We start from the raw sequence: 20,883 nt of genomic DNA, 5'->3' as shown, positions 1-20,883 counted from the left end.
GAGGCGGGCAACCTCCGAGGACACGTCGATTCACCCGTGGGAGGCGCTTCGATGATCGTGCCCGGGTACCGGGACCACCCGACCGAGCGGTGGGATCCGGTCGCACCGGTCGACCCCGCCGAGGCGGAGGACTTCCTGCGCCGCTGTTACCTCGAGAGCCCGAGGCTCGGACCGGTCGAACCGAGGCTGGCCATAGTCCGGGCGCAGATCGCGGCGACCGGCTCCTACGTGCACACCACCGAGGAGCTCACCCACGGCGCGAAGATGGCCTGGCGCAACTCGAGTCGCTGCATCGGGCGTCTCTACTGGAAGAGCCTGACGGTGCTCGACCGCCGCCGGGCGCGGACCGCCGACGAGATCTTCTCGCTGCTCGTGCACCACCTCCAGGTCGCCGGCGAGAACCAGATCCGCCCGGTGATCAGCATCTTCGCCGCGGCGCAGCCCGGCCAGCGCGTGGCCCGGGTGTGGAACGAGCAGCTCGTCCGCTATGCCGGGTACCGCGGCGAGGACGGCCGCGTGGTCGGCGACGCGCGCCAGGTGGGCTTCACCGAGGCGATGCGCGGTTTCGGGTGGCGGAGCAAGGGCGACCATTTCGACGTGCTCCCGCTGGCGATCGAGACACCGGCCGAGGGGGTGCGCCTGTACGAGCTTCCCGAGCGCGCGGTCCGCGAGGTGCCGATCACCCATCCCGAGTTCGCCTGGTTCACCGAGCTGGGCCTGCGCTGGCACGCCGTTCCCGCCATCTCCAACATGCGGCTGACCATCGGCGGCGTGCATTACCCGCTCGCGCCGTTCAACGGGTGGTACATGGGCACCGAGATCGGCGCCCGCAACTTCGCCGACGCCGACCGATACGACCTGCTGCCCACGGTCGCCAACCGGATGGGACTGGACACCAGCCGCGAGTCGACGCTGTGGCGCGATCGGGCCCTGGTCGAGCTCAACCGCGCGGTCCTGTTCAGTTTCGAACAGGCCGGCGTCAAGATGAGCGACCACCACACCGAGTCGCAGCGCTTCCTGACCCACCTGCGCCGGGAGGAGGAGGCCGGCCGCCCGGTCCCGGCCGACTGGACCTGGATCGTCCCGCCCATGTCCGGCTCCCTCACCGGCGTCTTCCACCGCTACTACGAGGAGCTGGACCTGCGGCCGGCCTTCTACCTCGACGACGAGGCGATCTCGCTGGCCCGCGACGGCACGCGATGCCCGTTCGGCCATTGACTCTGGGATCATGCCGAGGTGACTTCGTACATCTCGCACACGTCCGTTGACTGTGCCGACGCCTATACGCTCTCGCGCTGGTGGCAGGGGGTGCTCGACTACATCGAGGACCCCGACGACCCCAACCTGCCGGGGCACGAGGAATGCCTGATCATGTCGCGGGACCGGACGCACAAGGTGCTGTTCATCGAGGTGCCCGACGTCAAGCAGGTCAAGAACCGGATCCACTTCGACCTGCGGCCGACCGAGGGCACGCGGGAAGAGGAGCTCGCGCGCCTGGTCGACCTCGGCGCCAAGCCGATCGACGACCTGCGGCGCTCCGACGGCCGGGGCTGGGTCGTGCTCGCCGACCCCGAGGGCAACGAGTTCTGCATCCTGCGCAGCGAGGACGAGGTGGCCGCCACGAGCTGACCGCGGTCGAGAGGGCGCGGGCCGTCAGGCGAACTCGTTGACGGCGAAATCGTCGCGGTGCCGCCACGCCGCCTCGGTGCGCACGTGCTCCGCGCGTACCCACTTGAGGAGCTTGTGGGAGAACTCGGCGGAAGGGATGCGGCCGGCCGCACGCACCACGAAGCCCTCGGAATTGTCCGGCGTGCGCTGCGCCGCCCAGGCGGCGCGCGCCTCGGAGAGACTGCCGCCGCGATAGAGGACCGGCACCACCGGAAGCTCGAGCCGCCGCGCCCAGTCGACCGTGTCGTCCCAGCCCAGCAGCGTGTCCGTCTCGTCCCAGATGCCGAAGACGATAAAGACTCCCGGAAGGTCGGAATAGGCGATGCTGCGGCGAGCCCACATCGACTCGCCGCACACCCGCCAGTCGTCCGGAATCCGATAGGCCGTCATGGCCCACAGCGCCTTCGCCGGGCGGTCCCACGGCTGCGTGCCGGAGTCGAGCGACCGGCCGTACATCGCGTCGCGGGTGAAGGTGAGGTTGCCGCCGTCGAGTTTCTCGGTCACCACCAGCTCACCGTCCAGCCAGGACAGATCTTGCTGAATCTTGTCGTCGGCGGTGGCTCCGGGCGAGTCGGGCAGGTGGAAGGTGCGCGGATACTTCAAGGTCAGAAGTCTCCCTCCGCGACCTGGAACACGGTGAGGCCGAGCGCCCGCCACATACGTACCACCTGTTGACGGTCGTCGAAAACCCCGACGATCCGCCAGACGTCCCGGATCTCCCGGTCGAAGATCTCGCGCTTGACCACGGCGTCCTTGCGGCCGTCGCCCTCGGGCCGCATGAACAGCGCCTCGTACGGCACCCCGACGTACAGCTCGAGCCAGGCCTCGGTCTCGGCGCGGCACTCGGCGTCCCGCCCGGAGCAGAAGATGATCGCGTTTCCGGCCGCGTGCATGGCCCGCACCGCCGTGATCACCGCCGGGTTCGGCAGGTCCTCGCCGACCCGGTGCCAGTCGTAGGGGCTGCGGTTGCCCATCAACGCCACGGTCCCGTCGATATCCACGAGCACGGCGGCCGGCAGGTCGAGATCGGGCTCGTAGACATTAACCGAAATTTCGGGAATATACGGAATGGGGAGCGGGAGGTTGCGGCCGGCGAGATAGCGGGCGTGCATCCGCCGGATCGCCTCCTCACCGACCTGGTCGGCCGAAGGGCGCTCGGCGTCGCGCCGGATGCACTCCTCCAGCGGGACGTCGGTGAAATCGTGCACCTCGAACTGCGCACCGAGCCGGGCGGCCAGCTCGGCCCAGTCCCGCACGGTCTTGTTGCGCAGGTTGGTGTCGTCGACGATCACGTCGGCGTGCGCGCGCAACAAAGCCTCGACGGTGGCCCGCTGGGCGTGCGTGACCTGCGACTCGGCCCACTGGGTGTAGAGCCGGTCGCCGTGCAGCATGCGCCGCAGGTCGTCCCGGTTGACCCGGACCACCCGGGGCTGCAGCTTCCGGGCGAACGTCGTCTTCCCGGACGCCGGCAGCCCGCGGGTGATCAGCAGTCTCGTCATTCCTCGGTCACCTTGGTTCCGTGCATCGTCGCGTCCGCCGCCGGCCGGGCATGCTGCCACAGCGCGGAACGGTAGTCCTTGCCGTCGAGCCGCAGGAACAGCGCGAACTTGTGCTCGCTGCGCACCGCCCGGGCGGCGAACTCCTTGCGGCCCCAGCCGTCCGGCAGGCCCGCCACGATCGACGCGTAGGCCGCCTCGATCTCGGCCGCGCGGGCGTCGACCGTCGCCGTGAGCTCGGCAGCGACGCCGCGGACCCAGGCGTGGAACTCGTCGGGCAGGGACGCGTACGCGAACGACTCCACCACCGGGCCCGGCCAGTCCGGTACCGCGCCGGGTCCGTAGGTGCGGCCCGTCGCGATGTCGACCGCGCCGAGCAGGACGAGGTCGTCGAGGCCTTCGTAGTCGACCACGATCCGGTTCCCGGGGTAAATGATCTCCACGAGCACGGTCCGGCCGGCCGGCGGAGCAAATCCACCATATCGGCTGTTCAGGATCGCGGTGGCGTGCAGCGCCTGATCCGAGGTGAACGAGCCGCGGGTGGCGACCGCGTGGGGTGGCGCTGCGTCCGCACCAGGCCCTTTTCGACCGCGATGGCCAGTTCGGCCGGATCGAGGACGTCGGCGAGCAGCGTCATGACACGTTCCTTTCCTGGTCGGGGGAATGCCGTGAGGGCCGCTCACGTTAACCAGACAGGATCAGGAAAGTCGCCTCGATTTCTCGCGAGGCCATGTCACATGGCAGACTGGTCCATCGGCCACTAAAGGTTCCGGTTCACGCCCGAGCCCACTGCCCTGGCGGGGCGGCGCGGTGCAGACAGCGACCCGGCGACCAGACCAGCGAGGAGACCGAGAAACATGAAGAGCGGCATTCACCCGGAGTACACGACCACCGAGGTCATCTGCTCCTGCGGCAGCACGTTCACTACCCGCAGCACGGCCAAGGGCGCCGAGATCCGCGTCGAGACCTGCAGCGCCTGCCACCCGTTCTACACCGGCAAGCAGCGCGTTCTGGACACCGCCGGCCGGGTCGCGAAGTTCCAGGCCAAGTACGCCAAGGTGAACGCGGCCAAGAAGAAGTAACTGCTTCGACGGCGCCCGCCATCCTGTTCCGACAGGGGGCGGGCGCCGTTCGCGTGGGGAGAAAATACTGTGAGTAACGACAGGTTGACCACGCTTCTCGAGGAGTACGCGGAACTGGAGAAGCGCATGGAGGACCCCTCCATCCATGCCGACCAGGCCGTCGTACGCCGGGTCGGCCGTCGTTTCGCCGAGCTGGCGCCGATCTACGCGGCGCACGCCGAGCTGGAGGCGGCCCGCGCCGACCTGGCCGCCGCCAAGGAGCTGGCCGCCGAGGACCCGGCGTTCGGCACCGAGGTGGAGGCGGTCGCCGCCGTGCTGCCCCCGCTCGAGGAGAAGCTCGGCGAGATGCTGATCCCGCGCGACCCCAACGACGCCAAGGACGTGATCGTCGAGATCAAGGCGGGCGAGGGCGGCCAGGAGTCGGCCCTGTTCGCCGGCGATCTGCTGCGCATGTACACCCGGTACGCGGAGCGCCACGGCTGGGTGGTCGAGGTGATCGACTCGCAGGAGTCGGACCTGGGCGGCGTCAAGGACATCTCGGTGGCGGTCAAGACCAAGGGCGTTCCCGAGGGCGGTCACGGCGTCTGGTCCCGCCTCAAGTGGGAGGGCGGCGTCCACCGGGTGCAGCGCGTCCCCGTGACGGAGTCGCAGGGCCGCATCCACACCTCGGCCGCGGGCGTGCTCGTGCTCCCCGAGGCCGAGGACGTCGACGTGCAGATCGACCCGAACGACCTGCGGATCGACGTGTTCCGCTCGTCCGGCCCCGGCGGCCAGTCGGTAAACACCACCGACTCGGCCGTACGCATCACGCACCTGCCCACCGGCACCGTGGTGAGCTGCCAGAACGAGAAGAGCCAGCTGCAGAACAAGGAGTCGGCGCTGCGCATCCTGCGGTCCCGGCTGCTGGCGATCGCCCAGGAGGAGGCGGACGCGGCGGCCTCCGACTCCCGCAAGGCGCAGGTGCGGACGGTCGACCGCTCGGAGCGGATCCGGACGTACAACTTCCCGCAGAACCGCATCACGGACCACCGGATCGGCTACACGGCGTACAACCTCGATCTGGTGCTCGGCGGCGACCTGGACGGCGTGCTGGACGCCCTCGGCGAGGCCGACCGGCAGGCCCGCCTCTCCGGCGAGTCCGAGATCAGCCGCCGTCCCTAGACCGGACGGCCATGATGTGCAGGCCGTCGTAGCGCGGACACGCCAGGTAGCCGGGCGAGGTGAAGCAGAGCGCCTGCTCTCCGCTCGGACCGAACCGCCCCAGCGGCGTCTGTGCGCCGTCGGCGAGGTCTATCCGGCTGACCACGAGCTGCCCGGCCGGATCGCGGCTCGGGCGCGTCGCCAGCATGGTCCCGTCGGTGTTGCCGGTCGGCGGGACGCCGGCGACGTTGGAGCTGCTGGCCAGCATGCCGGCGATCGGCTCACCGAGGCGCTTCCCGGTGCGGCTGTCGACCAGCTGGAACTCGGTGTTGTCCCCGTTCGCCAAAGTCACCATGCGGTCCGGGCTGATCGCCCAGCCGTCGAAGGTGTCGGGCAGGGTCCAGACGACCCGGCCGGTCGCCGGGTCGTGGCCCGCGACGCCGCCGAGGCCGGTCGAGCAGATCAGCTCCCCGCACGAGGTGACGGATCCGGCCTGCCAGAGCGGCCGGAGCGTGTCGGCGCTGTAGACGGTCGTGAGGCTGCCGCCGTCGGGCTGGGCTCGAACCACCGCGAAGCCGCGGCCGGCCGGGATCAGGCTCACCGTGAGGGCGGCCGTGGCATCCCAGGGCACCCGGCCGGTCGCGCGTACCTTGCCGTCGGCGAAGCCGTAGATCGCGGCGGTGCCGTCCTCGCCGACCGTGGCGACCGCCTCGGGATGCTCGGGGCCGGGCAGCAGCGTGAAGCCCGCCAGCGGCGGCAGGGCGAGCTTCCAGCGCTCGGCGCCGTCGTGCAGCGCGAGCAGCCGCAGGCCGACCACCCGGTTGCGCCAGTCGTGCTCGGTGACCAGCGCGGTCCCGGCGGGCAAGGGGCTGGCGTCGCCCTTGACCCGCCACCGCTCCGCGCCGGTGGCCGCGTCCAGGGCGATCGTCGTCCCGGCCGTGATGTAGTAGTACGTGTCGCCGTTCGGCTCCTCGTGCGTGACCGTGATCGTGTCGGTGGGCACGAGCACCGTGTCCCCGGCCGGCCGGGACGCGAACTCGCTCGGTTGAACCGCCGCCGACCAGCGCCGCGCGCCGGTCGCGAGGTCGTACGCGGCCAGGCTCTGCTGCCCGTCGTCGCCGGCCTGGGCGACGTACACGGTGCGCGCGTCGAGGGCGATGGTGTCCTGCGAGTACGGCGTGATCCACAGCGTGCGGAGACCGGGCCGGGTCCCGTGGGCCGAGCCCGCCACCGCGAGCACGCCCACCACGGTGAGGGCCGCGAGCAGCACGCGCAGGACCCGCCGGTAGTTGACCGGGATCGACGGCCCGGCGTCCTGGTGGGTGACCTCGCCGAGGTCGATCACCGTCATCAACCCACCGCCGTGATCGTGTACGCGTCGTTCTGGTAGCAGCCGAGGTAGTGCGCGACGGCCTGGCAGCGGTTCACCACGATGCGCTCGATCGAGCCGAGCAGGTCGCGCCGCCCGGTCGCCAGGTCCCATCGGGTGATCGAGGTGCGCTGCGGCGGCGTATCGGTCGGCTTGAGCACGAGCAGCGCCTCGTCCGGCTCGGTGTTCCAGACGGTCTCGCCCGGGCTGACCTGCCCGACCCGCGCCCCGGTGTTCGCATCGATCAGGTACTGCTCGCCGACCTCGCCCGGCTCGTCGACCACCACCCGGTCGGGCGTCGGCGACCAGCCGTTGCCGGTGCCGGGCACCCGCCATCGCTCCCGCCCGGAGTCGGCGTCGTACGAGGTCAGCCCCCGCGCGTTGCTGAGGCAGACGCCGGGGCCGCAGGGGAACGCGTACCCGTCGGTCCCATCGGTCCGCCACCGCAGCGCGAGCGTGTCGAGGCGGTAGACGCTGAGCACGGCGGTCCCCTGATCGTTGCGGTTCACCACCAGATGATCGCCGCTGGCCGCAATGTCGTTGAACTGGCCGCGCTGCGGCTGCGACCGGGCCCAGTCGATGCGGGCTTGCGCCTCGAGGCCGCCGTCGGCGAAGCGCAGCACCTCGGCGAGCCCGTCGTCGGTCACCGTGATGACCTTGGCGGGCTCGTCGCCGACGAGGGCGAACGCGACGGCGGTGACCCCGGTGGCGTCGCGCCGCCAGACCGTTTCCCGGTCGTCGAGGCGGATCAGCCGCAACCCGGACAGCCCGGCCTTGTCGTTGTGGTCGGCCATCAGCACCGTGCCGCCGGCGACGACCATCGGCTCGCCGGAGGCGCTCCACAGCCGGGCGCCGGTCCGCGCGTCGATCGCCACCGTGGAGCGGCTGAACTGCGTGAACACGTCGCCCTGCTGGCCGGTCTGCGGGTCGGCGGGCAGCAGGAGCAGGTCGCCGGCCAGTTGGGCGTAGCCGAGCGTGTCGCTGATCGCGGTGCGCCACCGTACCGCGCCGGTGGCCAGGTCGTACGCCGTGAGCTCGGATCCGCGGTGCAGGTAGAGGGTGTCGCCGCCGAGCGTGGTGCCGTCGCTCTCGGCGATCGGCACGCTCCACAACGGACGTACGCCGTTCTGCCCCGGCCGGGCCGACCCGCCCGCGCAGACCAGGCAGAGCAGCAGCGACGCGGCGAGCGCGAGCTTGCGTACCAGCCGGAGATCGAACTCGGCGGCCGGCTCGGCGCCGGGCGCCGAGGAGACCTCACCGAGCTCGATCGTGCTCATCGGGTGGGCGCGCGGTTGGCGGCGGCGGCCGCCAGGGCGGCGCTGAGCGTGCGCCCGTTGGTGCCGACCTCGGACCAGCCCGCCGCCAGGCTGATCGGGGTGCCCGGCACCAGGACCTGCCAGTTCTCCGCGTTGGTCGCCGCGGTGATGCGGCGGGACACCTCGGCCGCCTGCGCCTGGCCGGCGCCGGGCAGCACCACCACGAACTCGTCACCGGCGAACCGGGCCACGAAGTCGCCGCGGCGCATCACCCGGTTCAGCACGCCCGCTATCCGCTGCAGCACGAGGTCGCCGCAGTGCCGGCCGTGCCGCACGTTGACCGCGGTGAAGCCGATCAGGTCGCAGACGCCGATCGCGGCCCGCTCACCCCGGTCGAGCATCGCGCCGACGTAGCGCTCGAGCTGGCGGCGGTTGGGCAGGCCGGTCAGCGGGTCGGTGAGCGTCTCGTCGCCGTACCGGCCGGAGTCGCGTTGGGTCTCCTGGGCATCCAGCCGGGCCGCGACCCCGTCCAGATAGCCGTCGCGGAGCCGGTCGATGCGCTGGGCGGCGAGGCGGAACGCGTAGCGGTCGGCGGTGTGCGCGGCCGCGTGGTCGCCGGCCGCGGCGTGGCAGATGCTGCGCAGGCGGGCCGGCTCGGCCGCGCCGAGGATCTCGGGGGAGACCGGCACGGCGTCCAGCATGGCCAGTGCCCGCTCCGGCTTGCCGGCCGAGATCGTCAGGCACACGTGGCCGAGATGGTGCAGGTCGCGGGTGCGGACGCTGTCACCGCCGCCGGTCAGCCACTGCGCCGCGTCCGCCTCGGTCTCCTCGCCGAGAGCGGCCCGCCGGGCCAGGGCGTACCCGTACGAGGCCCGGCTGCCCGGACGCATCTGGTCGGCGCCGATCGCGACGTAGCGGGTCAGCTCGGCGTCGATGTCGCGCAGCACCCGCAGGCAGCCGTCGGTGTCGCCCTGGTGGTCGAGCGAGACCGCGTTGCGCAGCCGGATGCCGGGCGCCGCGAAGATCTCGGGAGCCAGGCCGACCGCCGCGCCGACCTGCCGGGCCTGCTCGATCGCGGTCAGCGCGTGCCCGTGGAAGCCGAGGTACGAGTAGGCCATCGCGAGGTCGTGCCAGCCCCACGCCGTCTCCGAGTCGTTGGCCCGCACCGCGGCCAGCGCCCGGGAGGCCTGCACGAGGTGGGTGACGCCACGGTCGATGTTGCTCTGCAGGTGTGACCCGAGCGCCGCGAAGGCGTGCATCTGGCCGCGCAGATAGGGATCCGGGATCTCGCGTACGGCGTTGGCGGTGGCCGTCATCGCCGTGGACAACTCGGCCACCCGACCGAGGTTGATCAGCGCCCCGAAGCGCTGCACCAGCGCGTACGCCCGGGTGGTGGGGTCGGTGGCGATGGCGAGCACCTGATCGAGGATCGGAAGCGCCTCGGCCGACCGCCCGTTCTGTTGCAGCCGCCCGGCCCGCTTCAGTTCCTCGACGTTTTCAGGGAGCTGGTCCAACCAACTCACCGGGCGCCTCCCACCGCGTGTCCCGCGTCGATCCGCCGACCCGGCCGGCCGGCGTCGCACGTGACGTTTGATGATTATGCCGTGGACCCGGACGACGAACACCCCTCCCGACGTTTGGTACGGACGCCCATCGGTCCGGCGCTGGCCGAGGCGGTCGCCGAGCTCGCCGCGGCCGGCGTGGCGTCGCCGCGGGTGGACGCGGAACTGCTGGCCGCGCACGTGCTGGAGATACCGCGCGGCCGTCTGTTGTTGGTGGACGCGATGCGGGAGGACGAACTGCGCCGTTTCCGGGTGCTGGTCGGCGAGCGGGCCCGCCGGATCCCGTTGCAGCACCTGCTCGGCACGGCCGCGTTCCGCCATCTCGAGCTGTCGGTCGGGGACGGTGTCTTCGTGCCCCGCCCCGAGACGGAGCTGCTGGCGGGTTGGGGCATCGAGCTTGCCCGTTCGGGCGACATCGTGGTCGATCTTTGCAGCGGCACCGGGGCTATCGCGCTCTCGCTCGCCGACGAGATCAAAACCATTGATGTGTACGCCGTGGAGCGGTCGCCGATCGCCTTGGAGTACCTGCGGCGCAACGCGGCCGGGTATCCCGCGGTCTCCGTCGTGGCCGGCGACGTGACCAAACCGGGGCTTTTGGTGGAGTTGACCGGCCGGGTGGCCGTGGTGCTCTGCAATCCGCCGTACGTCCCGGACGGCACCCCCGTCCCGCCCGAGGTGGCCGAGCACGACCCGGCCGAGGCGGTCTTCGGCGGCGCCGACGGCCTCGACGTGATCCGGCCGGTGATCGCGCTGGCCGCGCGGCTGCTGAAACCCGGGGGACATGTCGGAATTGAGCATGACGACGTGCACGGCGACGCGGTGCCCGCGCTGCTCCGCGAGGACGGCCGGTTCGCCGAGGTGACGGCCCATCGCGACCTGACCGGCCGGCCTCGCTTCGCGACCGCCCGGCGTACCTGATGAGTGCGCGCCGCCACATGGCAGACTGCACGGTGTGATGCTCTACGACTGCCGTACCACCGCGGACCGCGATCGCGGAATCGCCGCCGCCGTCGAGGCGGTCAAGAGCGGCGAGCTGGCCGTGCTGCCCACCGACACGGTGTACGGCATCGGCGCGGACGCCTTCACCCCGCACGCCATCACCGCCCTGCACCACGCCCGTGGGGTCACCAACCGCGTGCCCCCGCCCGTGCTGATCGGCTCGCGGCACACGCTCGACGGCCTGACCTACTCGCTGTCCAAGGCGGCGCGCGAGCTGGCCGACGCGTTCTGGCCGGGGGCGCTGACTCTGTACGTCGAGCACACGCCCAGCCTCCAGTGGGACCTGGGCGAGACCGGCGGCAACGTCGCGGTGCGCATGCCGCTGCACCCGGTGGCGCTCGAGGTGCTGCGCGAGGTCGGCCCGATGGCCGTCACCACGGCCAACAAGGTCGGCCAGCCCGCGCCGACGACCGCCGAGGAGGCCCGCGACCAGCTGGAGTACTCGGTCCGCGTCTACCTCGAGGCCGGCCCCGCGCACGACCCCGCGCCCAGCACGATCGTCGACGTGACCGGCGACGTACCGCGGGTGCTGCGGGCCGGCGCGATCCCGTTGGAGAAACTGCGAGACGTGGTGCCCGAGATCCTGGCGCCGGAGGCGTGAGGTGGCGCCTTTCACGATCTTGCACGTGTGCATGGGCAACATCTGCCGCTCGCCGATGGCCGAGCGGCTCCTGGCCCGGGCCGTGCGCGACCGGGCCGGCGAGGCCGGTGACCAGCTCGTCCGCAGCGTGAGCGCCGGCACCGGCGGCTGGCACGAGGGCGAGGAGATGAACCCGCCCGCCGCCCGCCAGGTGCTGGCCCGGGGCGGATCGACCGACGGCTTCGAGGCCCGCAAGCTGCGCGGCGACTTCATCGACGAGGCCGACCTGATCTTCACGGCGACCGCCGACCAGTACGACTACGTGGTGGCGCTGCGCCCCGACGCGGCCGAGCGCACCTTCGTGATGGGCGAGTTCCGCCGCCTGCTCGGCAGCGTCGACACCTCGGCTCTGCCGCCCGCGGGCGACGAGGCCGACGCGGTGCACGCCCGCGGCGTCGCGATCGTCGAGGCGATCAACCGGCTGCGCGGCTCCGACGGCCCACTGCCCGGCGACGACCTGGACGATCCGTGGGGCCGCGGCGACCAGACGTTCCAGCGCATCGGCGACGAGATCGAGGACACGACGGTCCCGTTCGCCAAGCTTCTGCTTTCGTGACCGGCCGTATCGTTCCGCCGGACGCCGCCGGAATTGCCGCCGCCGTCGAGTTGCTGCGCGCCGAGTCGGTGGTCGCCTTCCCCACCGAGACCGTCTACGGCCTGGGCGCCGACGCGTTCTCCCGCAAGGCGATCGGCGAGGTCTACCGACTCAAGAACCGCCCGTCGTGGAACCCGCTGATCGTCCACGTGGCCGATGTGGCCGCCGCCCGCAAACTGGCCGCCGAGTGGCCGGCCGCCGCCGACCGACTGGCCGCTGCGTTCTGGCCGGGCCCGCTCACCCTGGTCGTGCGCCGAGCCGGCCACCTGACCGGCGTCGGCGCCGACAACGACACGATCGCCCTTCGTATCCCCGCGCACGACGTGGCCCTGCGCCTGCTCGCGGCCGTCGGCCTGCCGCTGGCCGCGCCCAGCGCCAACCGCTCCGAGAGCATCTCGCCCACCACCGCCGAGCACGTGCTGCGCAGCCTCCCCGACGTTCCGCTCGTACTGGACGGCGGGCCGAGCTCGTGGGGCATCGAGTCGACGGTGCTGGACCTGACCACTCCGGTGCCGACCCTGCTGCGGCCGGGGGCGCTGGGGCTGCGTGCCCTCCGTGACGTGACGGGGGCGATTGCCCTGCCGGCGACCGAGACCGCGGACGGGGTTGGCCGCCCGTCACCCGGCATGAGCCGCCGGCATTACGCGCCGCGAGCGGTGCTGCATCTGGTGCCCGACGTGCGCGCCGTCGACATTCCCGAGAAAACCGGCGTTCTCACGTACGAGGGGGTCGCCGTCCCGGGCGCTGAGATCCTGTCCGCCGAGCCGCGCGAGTACGCCGCCGACCTTTACGCGGCCCTGCACCGGCTGGACGACTCCGGCGTCGAGACGATCCTCGTGCAGCAGCCCCCGGAATCCGAGGACTGGCTCGCCATCCGCGATCGCCTGGGCCGTGCCTCCGCCAAGTAGCGGATAACCGCCGCGTATGAGTCGCGCCGATGGTCGGCCCATTTTGAGCGGCACCCGGGCGCCGAGATCCTGCGCTCCCAGCCCGGCCTGGGACCGGTTCTCGCCGCCCTCTCACGTTCGCCCGGCGCCCGCACCTACTACGACACCCACCGCGCCGGCAGCCACGCCCACCGCCAAGCCCTACGCGCCCTTGCCAAGCGCGGCGGCCCGAGACGCGATGTTTCGGGCCATCCCGCTGAAAACGACGCCGTGGAAGGGCAGCACCGAGGCCCAATACGCATGCCCGCCAAGCCCTCGGGGCAGAAACACGGCGCGCTGCCGATAAACGCTGCCCCCGCCCGCGGACGCCGTCGCGCGCATCTCCAGCCACGCCCGCCCCGGCACGCGCATCTCCGCTCGCAAGCGCAACAGCGACCCCGGCACGATTTCCTCGACCCGCCACCAGTCGAGCGCCTCGCCCACCCGCAGCCGGTGCCGGTCGCGCCGACCCCGCCGCAGGCCGACGCCGCCGACCAGCTTGTCCAGCCACCCCCGTACGGACCAGGCCAGCGGGAACGAGTACCACCCGTTCTCGCCGCCGACGCCCTCGATCACCCGCCACAGCGCCTCGACCGGCGCGTCCACCTCGCGGCACCGCTCGTCGACGTAGACGGTCCCGCCCGACCAGTCCGGGTCGCTGGGCAGTGGCTCGGCCGCCGCGTCCCCGCCGGCCGCGCTCGACCAGCGGGTCTCCACGTCGGCGTTGCGGATCTTGCAGAGGGCGAGCCGGACCGCCGTGTCGAAGCCGACCGGGGAGACCTGCGGCACGAGCCGGCGGATCTCGCGGTCGTCGGCCACCGCCTCGTGTACGACGCTCGCGACCAGCGGCCGGGCGATGCTGTTCGGCACCGGCGTGACCAGGCCGACCCAGTGCGCGGACAGCGCGGGACTGAGCACCCGGGTCGGCACGATGATCCGGCGTCGCAGGCCGGCCACCCGGGCGTACCGGCGCATCATCTCCGCGTAGCTGAGCACGTCCGCACCGCCGATGTCGTACGACCCGGCCGGCAGCGAGGCCGCCGCGATCAGGTACGCGAGCACATCCCGTACGGCGATGGGCTGGATCTGGTTGTCCACCCAGCGCGGGGTGACCATGGCCGGCAGCCGCTCGGTGAGATAGCGCAGCATCTCGAACGACGCCGAACCGGAGCCGATGATCACCGGGGCGCGCAGCACGACCGTGGGCACGCCGCTGTCGTGCAGGATCCGGGCCACCTCGGTGCGCGAGCGCAGGTGAGCCGACGCCCTCGAACCGGGGTCCGGGCCGCCGAGGTAGACGATCTTCCGCACCCCGGCCGCGGCGCACGCCGCCGCGAAACACGAGGCGGCCCGGCGGTCGACCGACTCGAAGTCGCGCCGGCCCAGCGAGTGGACCAGGAAGTAGGCGACCTCGATGCCCTCGAGCGCCGGCCCCAGCGACGAAGGATCGGTCAGATCGCCCTCGGCCACGTCGACCCGGGCGTGCCACGGCACGTCCCGCAGCCGGGCCGCGCTGCGGGAAAGACAGCGCACCTCGTGGCCCGCGTCGAGCAGCCGGGGCGCGAGCCGGCCGCCGATATACCCGGTCGCTCCGGTCACCAAGCACCTCATAACCGCAGAGTGTGCCCATTGGCAGAGCTTTGAAGCCATATGCTGCCTTTCAAGGGGCGCTGCCTATCGGGGGAGGGCACGTGGACACCTATTGGGGCCCGGACTTCGCGCATCTCGAGCGCGACGATCCGGAGATCGCCCGCGTCCTCCTCGACGAGCTGGCCCGGCAGCGCGGCGGCCTCCAGCTGATCGCGAGCGAGAACTTCACCTCTCCGGCGGTGCTGGCGGCGCTCGGCTCGACGCTCAACGACAAGTACGCCGAGGGCTACCCGGGTCATCGCTACTACGGCGGATGCGACGAGGCCGACCGGGCCGAGGTGCTCGCGGTCGAGCGCGCGAAGAGCCTGTTCGGGGCCGAGCACGTCAACGTTCAGCCGCACTCGGGTGCCTCGGCGAACCTCGCGGCGTTCGCGGCGCTGGCCGAGCCCGGCGACACCGTGCTGGCCATGGAGCTGCCGCACGGCGGGCACCTCACCCACGGCAGCCGGGTCAACTTCTCCGGGAAGTGGTTCCATCCGATCGGGTATCGCGTCACCCCGAACACCGAGGAGATCGACTACGACGAGGTACGCGATCTCGCGCTCGCCCATCGGCCCAAGCTGATCATCTGCGGCGCCACCGCGTACCCGAGGCTCATCGACTTCGCGCTGTTCCGGGAGATCGCCGACGAGGTGGGCGCGTACCTGCTGGTCGACGCCGCGCACTTCATCGGGCTGGTGGCCGGGCGGGCCGTCCCGTCGCCGGTGCCGTACGCCGACGTGGTCACCTGCACCACCCACAAGGTGCTGCGCGGGCCGCGAGGCGGCATGATCCTGTGTCGTGCGGAGCTCGCGCAGCGTGTCGACAAGGCCGTCTTCCCGTTCCTGCAGGGCGGTCCGATGATGCACGCCATCGCCGGCAAGGCGGTCGCGTTACGGGAGGCCTCGGGTTCCCCATTCCGGGCGTACGCCCGGCAGGTCGTCGACAACGCACGAACGCTGTCCCTGTCGCTGTCCACCGAGGGGATGCGGCCGGTAGCCGGCGGAACGGACACCCACCTGGTGGTCGCCGACCTGCGCGAGCTGGGGATCACCGGCCGCGACGCCGAGGCGCGGTGCGACCTGGCCCGCATCACGCTGAACAAGAACGCGATACCCTTCGATCCACAGCGACCGGCGGTGACGTCCGGCATCCGGGTGGGCTCGCCGGGCGTGACCACGCAGGGGATGGGCGAGGGCGAGATGCGCCGCATCGGCCGATTGATCGGCTCGGCGGTGCGCAGCGATCCGGCGACATCGGCGGGGGCCTCCCGCCTGGCCGAGGTCGCGGACGAGGTGCTGGGGCTGGTGGGACAATTTCCCGCGTACGCCCGGCAGAAAGTGATGGCATGACCGAGACTGAGACACCGACGCTACCGGCCGATCCGCGCTGGCGGGTGGCGCACCTGCCGTTCCTGACGGCGGTGTCGGTGGCCGTGCTGCTCTGCGCCGCCTCGGTCGGATACCTCACCGGCGGTACGCCTTCGGCGTTCGGCGCCGCGCTCGGCGTGCTGATCGTGACCGTCAGCTACACGATGTCCACACTGGTCGTGGCGTGGGCCGACACCGTACGACCGGCCTTGGTGTTGCCGCTCGGGCTCGGCGCCTACGTGCTGAAATACAGCCTTCTCGGCGTGGTGCTCGTCTACGGCCTCTCCACCGACTGGACCGGGAAGGTGGCGCTGGGCTGGGCGATCGCGGCGGCCGTGGTCGTGTGGACCGCGGTGCAGGCGTGGTGGTTCACCGCCGTGCGTCCCCCAAAGTGATCTTTTACACGCCGTTCTACCTCGGCAAACGTCCCATTCGTGGTTTGTTGACCACGAAACGGTGACGTGAACGCACGTGGCGTGTCCGGTTATGGCGGAGGGGGAGTACCGTGTCGTTCCAGTTGCGAGACCCCTGACGCCTGGACAACTGCGGTTGTGCGGGGGGTCCCGCTTAGCCTCGTGTTTCCTGCTGATATCGTTCGGGCCGTCATGACCGGTCAGGAACCTCCCAAGAATCCCCGTGGGGACGACGGTCCAACACCGCCCGATACGGGCATGGGCATGACGGCCGTCGCTTACCTCTTAACGGGCATGTTGGTGTGGGGCGGGATCGGTTGGCTGGTCGACCACTGGGTGGGGACCAGGGGCATCTTCGCCGGTATCGGCGCGGTCGTTGGCATGGCCGGCGGTGTCTACCTCATCGTGCGCCGTCTGGGCGCCTGACAGGAAAGGGCTTCGGTGGCCGTTCAATCGATGGTCCTCGCAGACGTTCCGTTCCCGCCGAGCGTCGAGGACTTCTACCTGCCCAGCATCCTGCCGTGGGGCGAGCACGACAACTACTGGTTCACCAAGATCACCGCGCTGGTCTGGCTGACCACTGCTTTGATCATCATCTTCTTCCTGGTGTCCTACCGGAAGCCGCAGCTCGTCCCGACCAAGAAGCAGTGGATCGCGGAAAGCGTCTACGGCTTCGTGCGGAACAACGTCGCGGTCGAGATGATCGGGCCGGCCGGTGTGCGTTTCGCGCCGTACCTCACCACGTTGTTCACCTTCATTTTGCTGAACAACTTCTGGGGCATCGTGCCGTTCGTGCAGATCTCCCCGAACTCGCACATCGCCTTCCCCGCGATGCTCGCGGCCGTCAGCTACGTCATGTTCATCTGGGTCGGCATCCGGCACCACGGCTTCGTCAAGTACATGAAGGTCTCGCTCATCCCGCCGGCGCCCTGGTTCATCCTGCCGCTGCTGATTCCGATCGAGTTCTTCTCGACCTTCCTGGTCCGGCCGTTCTCGCTCGCCGTCCGACTTTTCGCGAACATGTTCGCCGGCCACATGCTGCTGCTGGTGTTCACGCTCGGCGGCTTCGCGATGCTGAACGCCAATGCCTGGTTCCTCCCGTTCTCGCTGGTGTCGTGGGCGATGACCATCGCGCTGACCTTCCTCGAGTTCCTGGTGATCTGCCTCCAGGCCTATGTCTTCACGGTGCTGACCGCGAGCTACGTCCAGGGCGCGCTCGCCGACGAGCACTGAGCACCACCCCCTTTGCACCGCCAGTAACACCCCGTTGTCGTCCCGCGTGAAATCCGATTCACGCGAGATACCTGGAGGAACTGAACACATGTTGGACATCGCTGCAGTCACCGGTAGCACCGCTGCCATCGGCTACGGTCTCGCCGCCATCGGCCCCGGCATCGGCGTCGGCCTCGTCTTCTCCGCTTACATCCAGTCCACCGCCCGTCAGCCCGAGTCCTCTCGCCTGACCCTCCCGTACGTCTGGATCGGTTTCGCCGTTGTCGAGGCGCTGGCGCTTCTCGGCATCGCTTTCGGCTTCATCTGGGCCGGCTGAGCACCACTCCTCCGCCTCGAAGGAGGTCCTGTTAAATGGTCAACTCTCTTGTCGTGCTCGCCGCGGAAACCGAGCACAACCCGATCAAGCCGATCTGGCAGGAGATCGTCGTCGGCGGCATCGCCTTCGTCATCCTCTGCTACGTGCTGATGAAGTTCGTCTTCCCGCAGATGGAGAAGACGTTCGCGGCGCGGGTCGACGCGATCGAGGGCGGCATCAAGCGCGCCGAGGCCGCTCAGGCCGAGGCCAACCAGCTGCTCGAGCAGTACCGCGCGCAGCTGGCCGAGGCCCGGACCGAGGCCGCCCGGATCCGCGACGAGGCTCGTGCCGACGCCGAGGGCATCCGACAGGACGTCCTGGCCAAGGCCCGTGAGGAGTCCGACCGGATCATCGCGGCCGGCCGCGAGCAGCTCGCCGCCCAGCGCGAGAGCATCGTGCGTGACCTGCGTTCCGAGGTCGGCACGCTGGCGGTCGACCTGGCCGGCCGGATCGTCGGAGAGTCCCTCGCCGACGAGGCACGCAGCCGCGGCACGGTCGAGCGGTTCATCGCCGAGCTCGACTCGGCGGGTTCGACGAACGGGCGCCGCTGATGGCGTCGAGCGTCAGCCAGCAGGCCTACAACTCGGCGGTGGAGAAGCTGACCGCCGAGACCGGCTCGGCCACGGCCGCGCAGCTGGCCACCGTCGCCGACGAGATCCTGTCGGCGGCCGGCCTGCTGCGGGCCCAGCCCGCATTGCGCCGGGCGCTGACCAACCCGTCGCGGTCCGGGGCCGAGCGGGCCGAGCTGCTGCGTTCGCTGCTGGCGGGCAAGCTGGCCGAGACGACCGTCGACACGCTCACCACGCTGGTGGGCGGCCGGTTCAGCCGGCCGAGCGAGCTGCTCGACGTCACCGAGCGTCTCGGCGCCGAGGTCGTGCTGCGCTCGGCGGAGAAGGCGGGCACCCTCGCCGACGTCGAGGACGAGCTGTTCCGTTTCGGGCAGATCGTCTCCGGCAACGCCGAGCTTGCCGTCACGCTGAGTGACCCGGGTGCGCCCACGTCGCGCCGGGCTAAGCTGGTGGAGGACTTGCTCAAGGGCAAGGCCCAGCCGGCGACGCTCCGGCTCGTCGAGTTGGCGCTCGAGGGCTTCCTCGGCCGCAACTTCGACTCCTCGCTGACCAGGCTGGTCGAGCTGACCGCCGCGAAACGCGATCGCGAGGTCGCGTACGTGACGGTGGCCAAGCCGCTCAGCGACGCCGACGAGCAGGCGCTGGCTGCGAAGTTGTCCGGCATCTACGACCGGCCGGTCTCGCTCAAGGTGGACGTGGATCCCGCGGTCATCGGCGGCGTCGCCGTTCGTGTCGGCTCCGACCTCTACGACGGCACGATCCTGCGGCGGCTCAACGCGGCACGCCAGGCGTTCGCGAAATAGATCCTTGCAGCGTTGCTGAAACGGCTTCGCCGTACTTCGATGAACTTTGAACTCGGTCCGCGGCGACGCTGATCGAGCAGGCCCCTCGGTGGCGGCGACGTCCCGAGCTAGACAGAGAAGGCAGAGGATGGCCGAGCTGACCATCTCCTCGGACGAGATCCGGGGGGCGCTAGAGCGCTACGTCTCGTCCTACACGCCCGAGGTCTCCCGCGAGGAGGTCGGCATCGTCTCCGATGCGGGCGACGGAATCGCGCACGTCGAGGGCCTGCCCTCGACCATGGCGAACGAACTGCTCGAATTCGAGGACGGCACGCTGGGTGTCGCCCTGAACCTCGACGTCCGTGAGATCGGTGTCGTGATTCTGGGCGAGTTCGAAGGCATCGACGAGGGCCAGCAGGTCAAGCGCACCGGCCGCGTCCTCTCGGTCCCGGTCGGCGACGCGTTCCTCGGTCGCGTGGTCGACCCGCTGGCCCGGCCGATCGACGACCGTGGCGAGATCGTCAGCGAGGGCTTCCGCGAGCTCGAGCTGCAGGCGCCGAACGTCATGGCCCGGCAGCCGGTGAAGCAGCCGCTGCAGACCGGCATCAAGGCGATCGACGCCATGACGCCGATCGGCCGCGGCCAGCGCCAGCTGATCATCGGTGACCGTAAGACCGGCAAGACCACGGTCGCCATCGACACGATCATCAACCAGAAGGCCAACTGGGCCTCGGGGGACCCGGAGAAGCAGGTCCGCTGCATCTACGTGGCGATCGGCCAGAAGGCGACCACCATCGCCTCGATCAAGGGCACCCTCGAGGAGCAGGGCGCGATGGAGTACACGACCATCGTCGCCGCCCCCGCCTCCGACCCGGCCGGCTTCAAGTACATCGCGCCCTACACCGGCTCGGCCATCGGCCAGCACTGGATGTACGCCGGCAAGCACGTCCTGATCGTCTTCGACGACCTGACCAAGCAGGCCGAGGCGTACCGCGCGGTGTCGCTGCTGCTGCGCCGCCCGCCGGGCCGCGAGGCCTACCCGGGCGACGTCTTCTATCTGCACTCCCGGTTGCTCGAGCGCTGCGCGAAGCTCTCCGACGAGCTGGGCGCCGGCTCGATGACCGGCCTGCCGATCATCGAGACCAAGGCCAACGACATCTCGGCCTACATCCCGACGAACGTCATCTCGATCACCGACGGCCAGATCTTCCTGGAGAGCGACCTGTTCGCCTCGGGCGTCCGCCCGGCGATCAACGTCGGCACCTCGGTGTCCCGGGTGGGTGGGTCGGCGCAGGTCAAGTCGATGCGCTCGGTCTCCGGCCGGCTCCGCCTCGACCTGGCCCAGTTCCGTGAGCTGGAGGCGTTCTCGGCGTTCGCGTCCGACCTGGACCGGGCCTCCCGCGCCCAGCTGGACAAGGGCGTACGCCTGGTCGAGCTGCTCAAGCAGCCGCAGTACTCGCCCTACTCGGTGGTCGACGAGACCATCGTGATCTGGGCGGGCACCACCGGCCAGCTCGACGACATCGAGGTCGGCGACATCCGCCGCTTCGAGGGCGAGATGCTGCAGTGGCTGCACCGGCACCGGTCCGACACGCTCACCTCGATCGAGTCGACCGGGCAGCTGTCCGACGACAACGTCGAGAGCCTGAAGTCCGGCCTGAACGAGTTCAAGGAGCTCTTCAAGCAGGGCGAGACCGGCATCAAGCTCAACGAGCCCGACGCCGAGGCGATGGCCGAGGGCCGCGAGACCCACGAGACGGTGACCCGCGAGGTCACCCGTCCGGCGAACGAGAAGTAGT

Annotated in this window: 24 protein-coding genes; 16 read left to right on the top strand and 8 right to left on the bottom strand. The window is 70.7% G+C overall.

Going from position 1 to position 20,883, the window contains the following annotated elements; translation table 11 throughout:
• Positions 1-51 precede the first annotated feature (51 nt).
• Together A3CQ_RS0122715 and A3CQ_RS0122710 are read left to right on the top strand one after the other, a co-directional pair.
• A complete protein-coding gene (locus A3CQ_RS0122715) occupies positions 52-1,218 on the top strand; it encodes a nitric oxide synthase oxygenase (protein ID WP_020513254.1) in 1,167 nt (388 codons plus the stop codon).
• An 18-nt stretch (positions 1,219-1,236) separates the two neighbouring features.
• Positions 1,237-1,629, top strand: a complete 393-nt coding sequence (locus A3CQ_RS0122710) for a VOC family protein (RefSeq protein ID WP_020513253.1) — start codon at positions 1,237-1,239, stop codon at positions 1,627-1,629.
• A 24-nt stretch (positions 1,630-1,653) separates the two neighbouring features.
• Here the strand turns inward: A3CQ_RS0122710 and A3CQ_RS0122705 are convergent, their stop codons facing one another.
• The 4 genes from A3CQ_RS0122705 to A3CQ_RS61710 are packed head-to-tail and all read right to left on the bottom strand — an operon-like array spanning position 1,654 to position 3,801.
• Positions 1,654-2,271 (bottom strand): RNA ligase family protein, encoded by a 618-nt coding sequence (locus A3CQ_RS0122705; protein ID WP_020513252.1) that lies wholly within the window; start codon positions 2,269-2,271, stop codon positions 1,654-1,656.
• Between the two features lie 2 nt (positions 2,272-2,273).
• Positions 2,274-3,167: a phosphatase domain-containing protein gene (locus tag A3CQ_RS0122700; protein ID WP_020513251.1), complete on the bottom strand. Its 894-nt coding sequence runs from the start codon at positions 3,165-3,167 to the stop codon at positions 2,274-2,276.
• Positions 3,164-3,607 carry a hypothetical protein gene (locus tag A3CQ_RS53665; protein ID WP_051115317.1) on the bottom strand — a complete coding sequence of 148 codons (444 nt, stop codon included), beginning with the start codon at positions 3,605-3,607 and terminating at the stop codon, positions 3,164-3,166. The genes A3CQ_RS0122700 and A3CQ_RS53665 overlap by 4 nt, the downstream gene beginning before the upstream one ends.
• A gap of 47 nt (positions 3,608-3,654) precedes the next feature.
• Positions 3,655-3,801 (bottom strand): hypothetical protein, encoded by a 147-nt coding sequence (locus tag A3CQ_RS61710; RefSeq protein ID WP_169516297.1) that lies wholly within the window; start codon positions 3,799-3,801, stop codon positions 3,655-3,657.
• A gap of 220 nt (positions 3,802-4,021) precedes the next feature.
• Between A3CQ_RS61710 and rpmE the strand changes: the two genes are divergently transcribed.
• Together rpmE and prfA are read left to right on the top strand one after the other, a co-directional pair.
• On the top strand, positions 4,022-4,246 hold the full coding sequence (rpmE, locus tag A3CQ_RS0122690) for a 50S ribosomal protein L31 (protein ID WP_020513248.1): 225 nt from the start codon (positions 4,022-4,024) through the stop codon (positions 4,244-4,246).
• A gap of 69 nt (positions 4,247-4,315) precedes the next feature.
• Positions 4,316-5,407, top strand: coding sequence for a peptide chain release factor 1 (prfA, locus tag A3CQ_RS0122685; protein ID WP_026206051.1), 1,092 nt, complete (start codon positions 4,316-4,318; stop codon positions 5,405-5,407).
• On the opposite strand, the gene A3CQ_RS0122680 is transcribed toward prfA, so the two are convergent.
• The 3 genes from A3CQ_RS0122680 to A3CQ_RS0122670 are packed head-to-tail and all read right to left on the bottom strand — an operon-like array spanning position 5,391 to position 9,534.
• On the bottom strand, positions 5,391-6,737 hold the full coding sequence (locus A3CQ_RS0122680) for an outer membrane protein assembly factor BamB family protein (protein WP_020513246.1): 1,347 nt from the start codon (positions 6,735-6,737) through the stop codon (positions 5,391-5,393). The two genes, prfA and A3CQ_RS0122680, sit on opposite strands and share 17 nt — an antisense overlap.
• On the bottom strand, positions 6,737-8,032 hold the full coding sequence (locus A3CQ_RS0122675; RefSeq protein ID WP_020513245.1) for an outer membrane protein assembly factor BamB family protein: 1,296 nt from the start codon (positions 8,030-8,032) through the stop codon (positions 6,737-6,739). Before A3CQ_RS0122675 ends, A3CQ_RS0122680 begins: the two co-directional genes overlap by 1 nt.
• Complete coding sequence (locus A3CQ_RS0122670; protein WP_026206050.1) at positions 8,029-9,534, bottom strand: GGDEF domain-containing protein; 1,506 nt, start codon at positions 9,532-9,534, stop codon at positions 8,029-8,031. The genes A3CQ_RS0122675 and A3CQ_RS0122670 overlap by 4 nt, the downstream gene beginning before the upstream one ends.
• A gap of 81 nt (positions 9,535-9,615) precedes the next feature.
• On the opposite strand from A3CQ_RS0122670, the gene prmC reads away from it, so the two are divergent.
• Genes prmC through A3CQ_RS0122650 form a run of 4 tightly spaced genes read left to right on the top strand, consistent with a single transcriptional unit; the run spans position 9,616 to position 12,715 of the window.
• On the top strand, positions 9,616-10,491 hold the full coding sequence (gene prmC, locus A3CQ_RS0122665; protein ID WP_020513243.1) for a peptide chain release factor N(5)-glutamine methyltransferase: 876 nt from the start codon (positions 9,616-9,618) through the stop codon (positions 10,489-10,491).
• A gap of 37 nt (positions 10,492-10,528) precedes the next feature.
• Positions 10,529-11,173, top strand: coding sequence for an L-threonylcarbamoyladenylate synthase (locus A3CQ_RS0122660; protein WP_020513242.1), 645 nt, complete (start codon positions 10,529-10,531; stop codon positions 11,171-11,173).
• A 1-nt stretch (position 11,174) separates the two neighbouring features.
• The gene (locus A3CQ_RS0122655; protein ID WP_026206048.1) at positions 11,175-11,768 is read left to right on the top strand and encodes an arsenate reductase/protein-tyrosine-phosphatase family protein; all 594 of its coding nucleotides are present in this window, start codon (positions 11,175-11,177) and stop codon (positions 11,766-11,768) included.
• Complete coding sequence (locus A3CQ_RS0122650; protein WP_020513240.1) at positions 11,765-12,715, top strand: L-threonylcarbamoyladenylate synthase; 951 nt, start codon at positions 11,765-11,767, stop codon at positions 12,713-12,715. The genes A3CQ_RS0122655 and A3CQ_RS0122650 overlap by 4 nt, the downstream gene beginning before the upstream one ends.
• 180 nt (positions 12,716-12,895) lie before the next feature.
• On the opposite strand, the gene A3CQ_RS0122645 is transcribed toward A3CQ_RS0122650, so the two are convergent.
• Positions 12,896-14,344: an SDR family oxidoreductase gene (locus A3CQ_RS0122645; protein WP_026206047.1), complete on the bottom strand. Its 1,449-nt coding sequence runs from the start codon at positions 14,342-14,344 to the stop codon at positions 12,896-12,898.
• Between the two features lie 80 nt (positions 14,345-14,424).
• Between A3CQ_RS0122645 and glyA the strand changes: the two genes are divergently transcribed.
• The 8 genes from glyA to atpA all read left to right on the top strand — a co-directional run bounded on the left by glyA (position 14,425) and on the right by atpA (position 20,882).
• The gene (gene glyA / locus A3CQ_RS0122640) at positions 14,425-15,714 is read left to right on the top strand and encodes a serine hydroxymethyltransferase (protein ID WP_020513238.1); all 1,290 of its coding nucleotides are present in this window, start codon (positions 14,425-14,427) and stop codon (positions 15,712-15,714) included.
• A complete protein-coding gene (locus A3CQ_RS0122635; RefSeq protein WP_020513237.1) occupies positions 15,711-16,127 on the top strand; it encodes a hypothetical protein in 417 nt (138 codons plus the stop codon). The genes glyA and A3CQ_RS0122635 overlap by 4 nt, the downstream gene beginning before the upstream one ends.
• A gap of 210 nt (positions 16,128-16,337) precedes the next feature.
• On the top strand, positions 16,338-16,571 hold the full coding sequence (locus A3CQ_RS60960; RefSeq protein WP_026206046.1) for an AtpZ/AtpI family protein: 234 nt from the start codon (positions 16,338-16,340) through the stop codon (positions 16,569-16,571).
• Between the two features lie 30 nt (positions 16,572-16,601).
• Positions 16,602-17,378, top strand: a complete 777-nt coding sequence (gene atpB / locus A3CQ_RS0122625; RefSeq protein WP_020513235.1) for a F0F1 ATP synthase subunit A — start codon at positions 16,602-16,604, stop codon at positions 17,376-17,378.
• A gap of 91 nt (positions 17,379-17,469) precedes the next feature.
• Positions 17,470-17,694 (top strand): ATP synthase subunit C-like protein, encoded by a 225-nt coding sequence (locus A3CQ_RS0122620; RefSeq protein WP_026206045.1) that lies wholly within the window; start codon positions 17,470-17,472, stop codon positions 17,692-17,694.
• Between the two features lie 35 nt (positions 17,695-17,729).
• Positions 17,730-18,284, top strand: a complete 555-nt coding sequence (locus A3CQ_RS0122615) for a F0F1 ATP synthase subunit B (protein WP_020513233.1) — start codon at positions 17,730-17,732, stop codon at positions 18,282-18,284.
• On the top strand, positions 18,284-19,105 hold the full coding sequence (locus A3CQ_RS0122610; protein ID WP_020513232.1) for a F0F1 ATP synthase subunit delta: 822 nt from the start codon (positions 18,284-18,286) through the stop codon (positions 19,103-19,105). The genes A3CQ_RS0122615 and A3CQ_RS0122610 overlap by 1 nt, the downstream gene beginning before the upstream one ends.
• Before the next feature lie 127 nt (positions 19,106-19,232).
• Positions 19,233-20,882 carry a F0F1 ATP synthase subunit alpha gene (gene atpA / locus A3CQ_RS0122605; RefSeq protein ID WP_020513231.1) on the top strand — a complete coding sequence of 550 codons (1,650 nt, stop codon included), beginning with the start codon at positions 19,233-19,235 and terminating at the stop codon, positions 20,880-20,882.
• Position 20,883: the final 1 nt, after the last annotated feature.

The organism is Paractinoplanes globisporus DSM 43857, from assembly GCF_000379645.1.
In the GTDB taxonomy this organism is placed as follows: Bacteria; Actinomycetota; Actinomycetes; order Mycobacteriales; family Micromonosporaceae; genus Actinoplanes; species Actinoplanes globisporus.
Note: the sequence above shows the minus strand (reverse complement) of the source record. Positions and strands in the feature narration are given on the sequence as shown.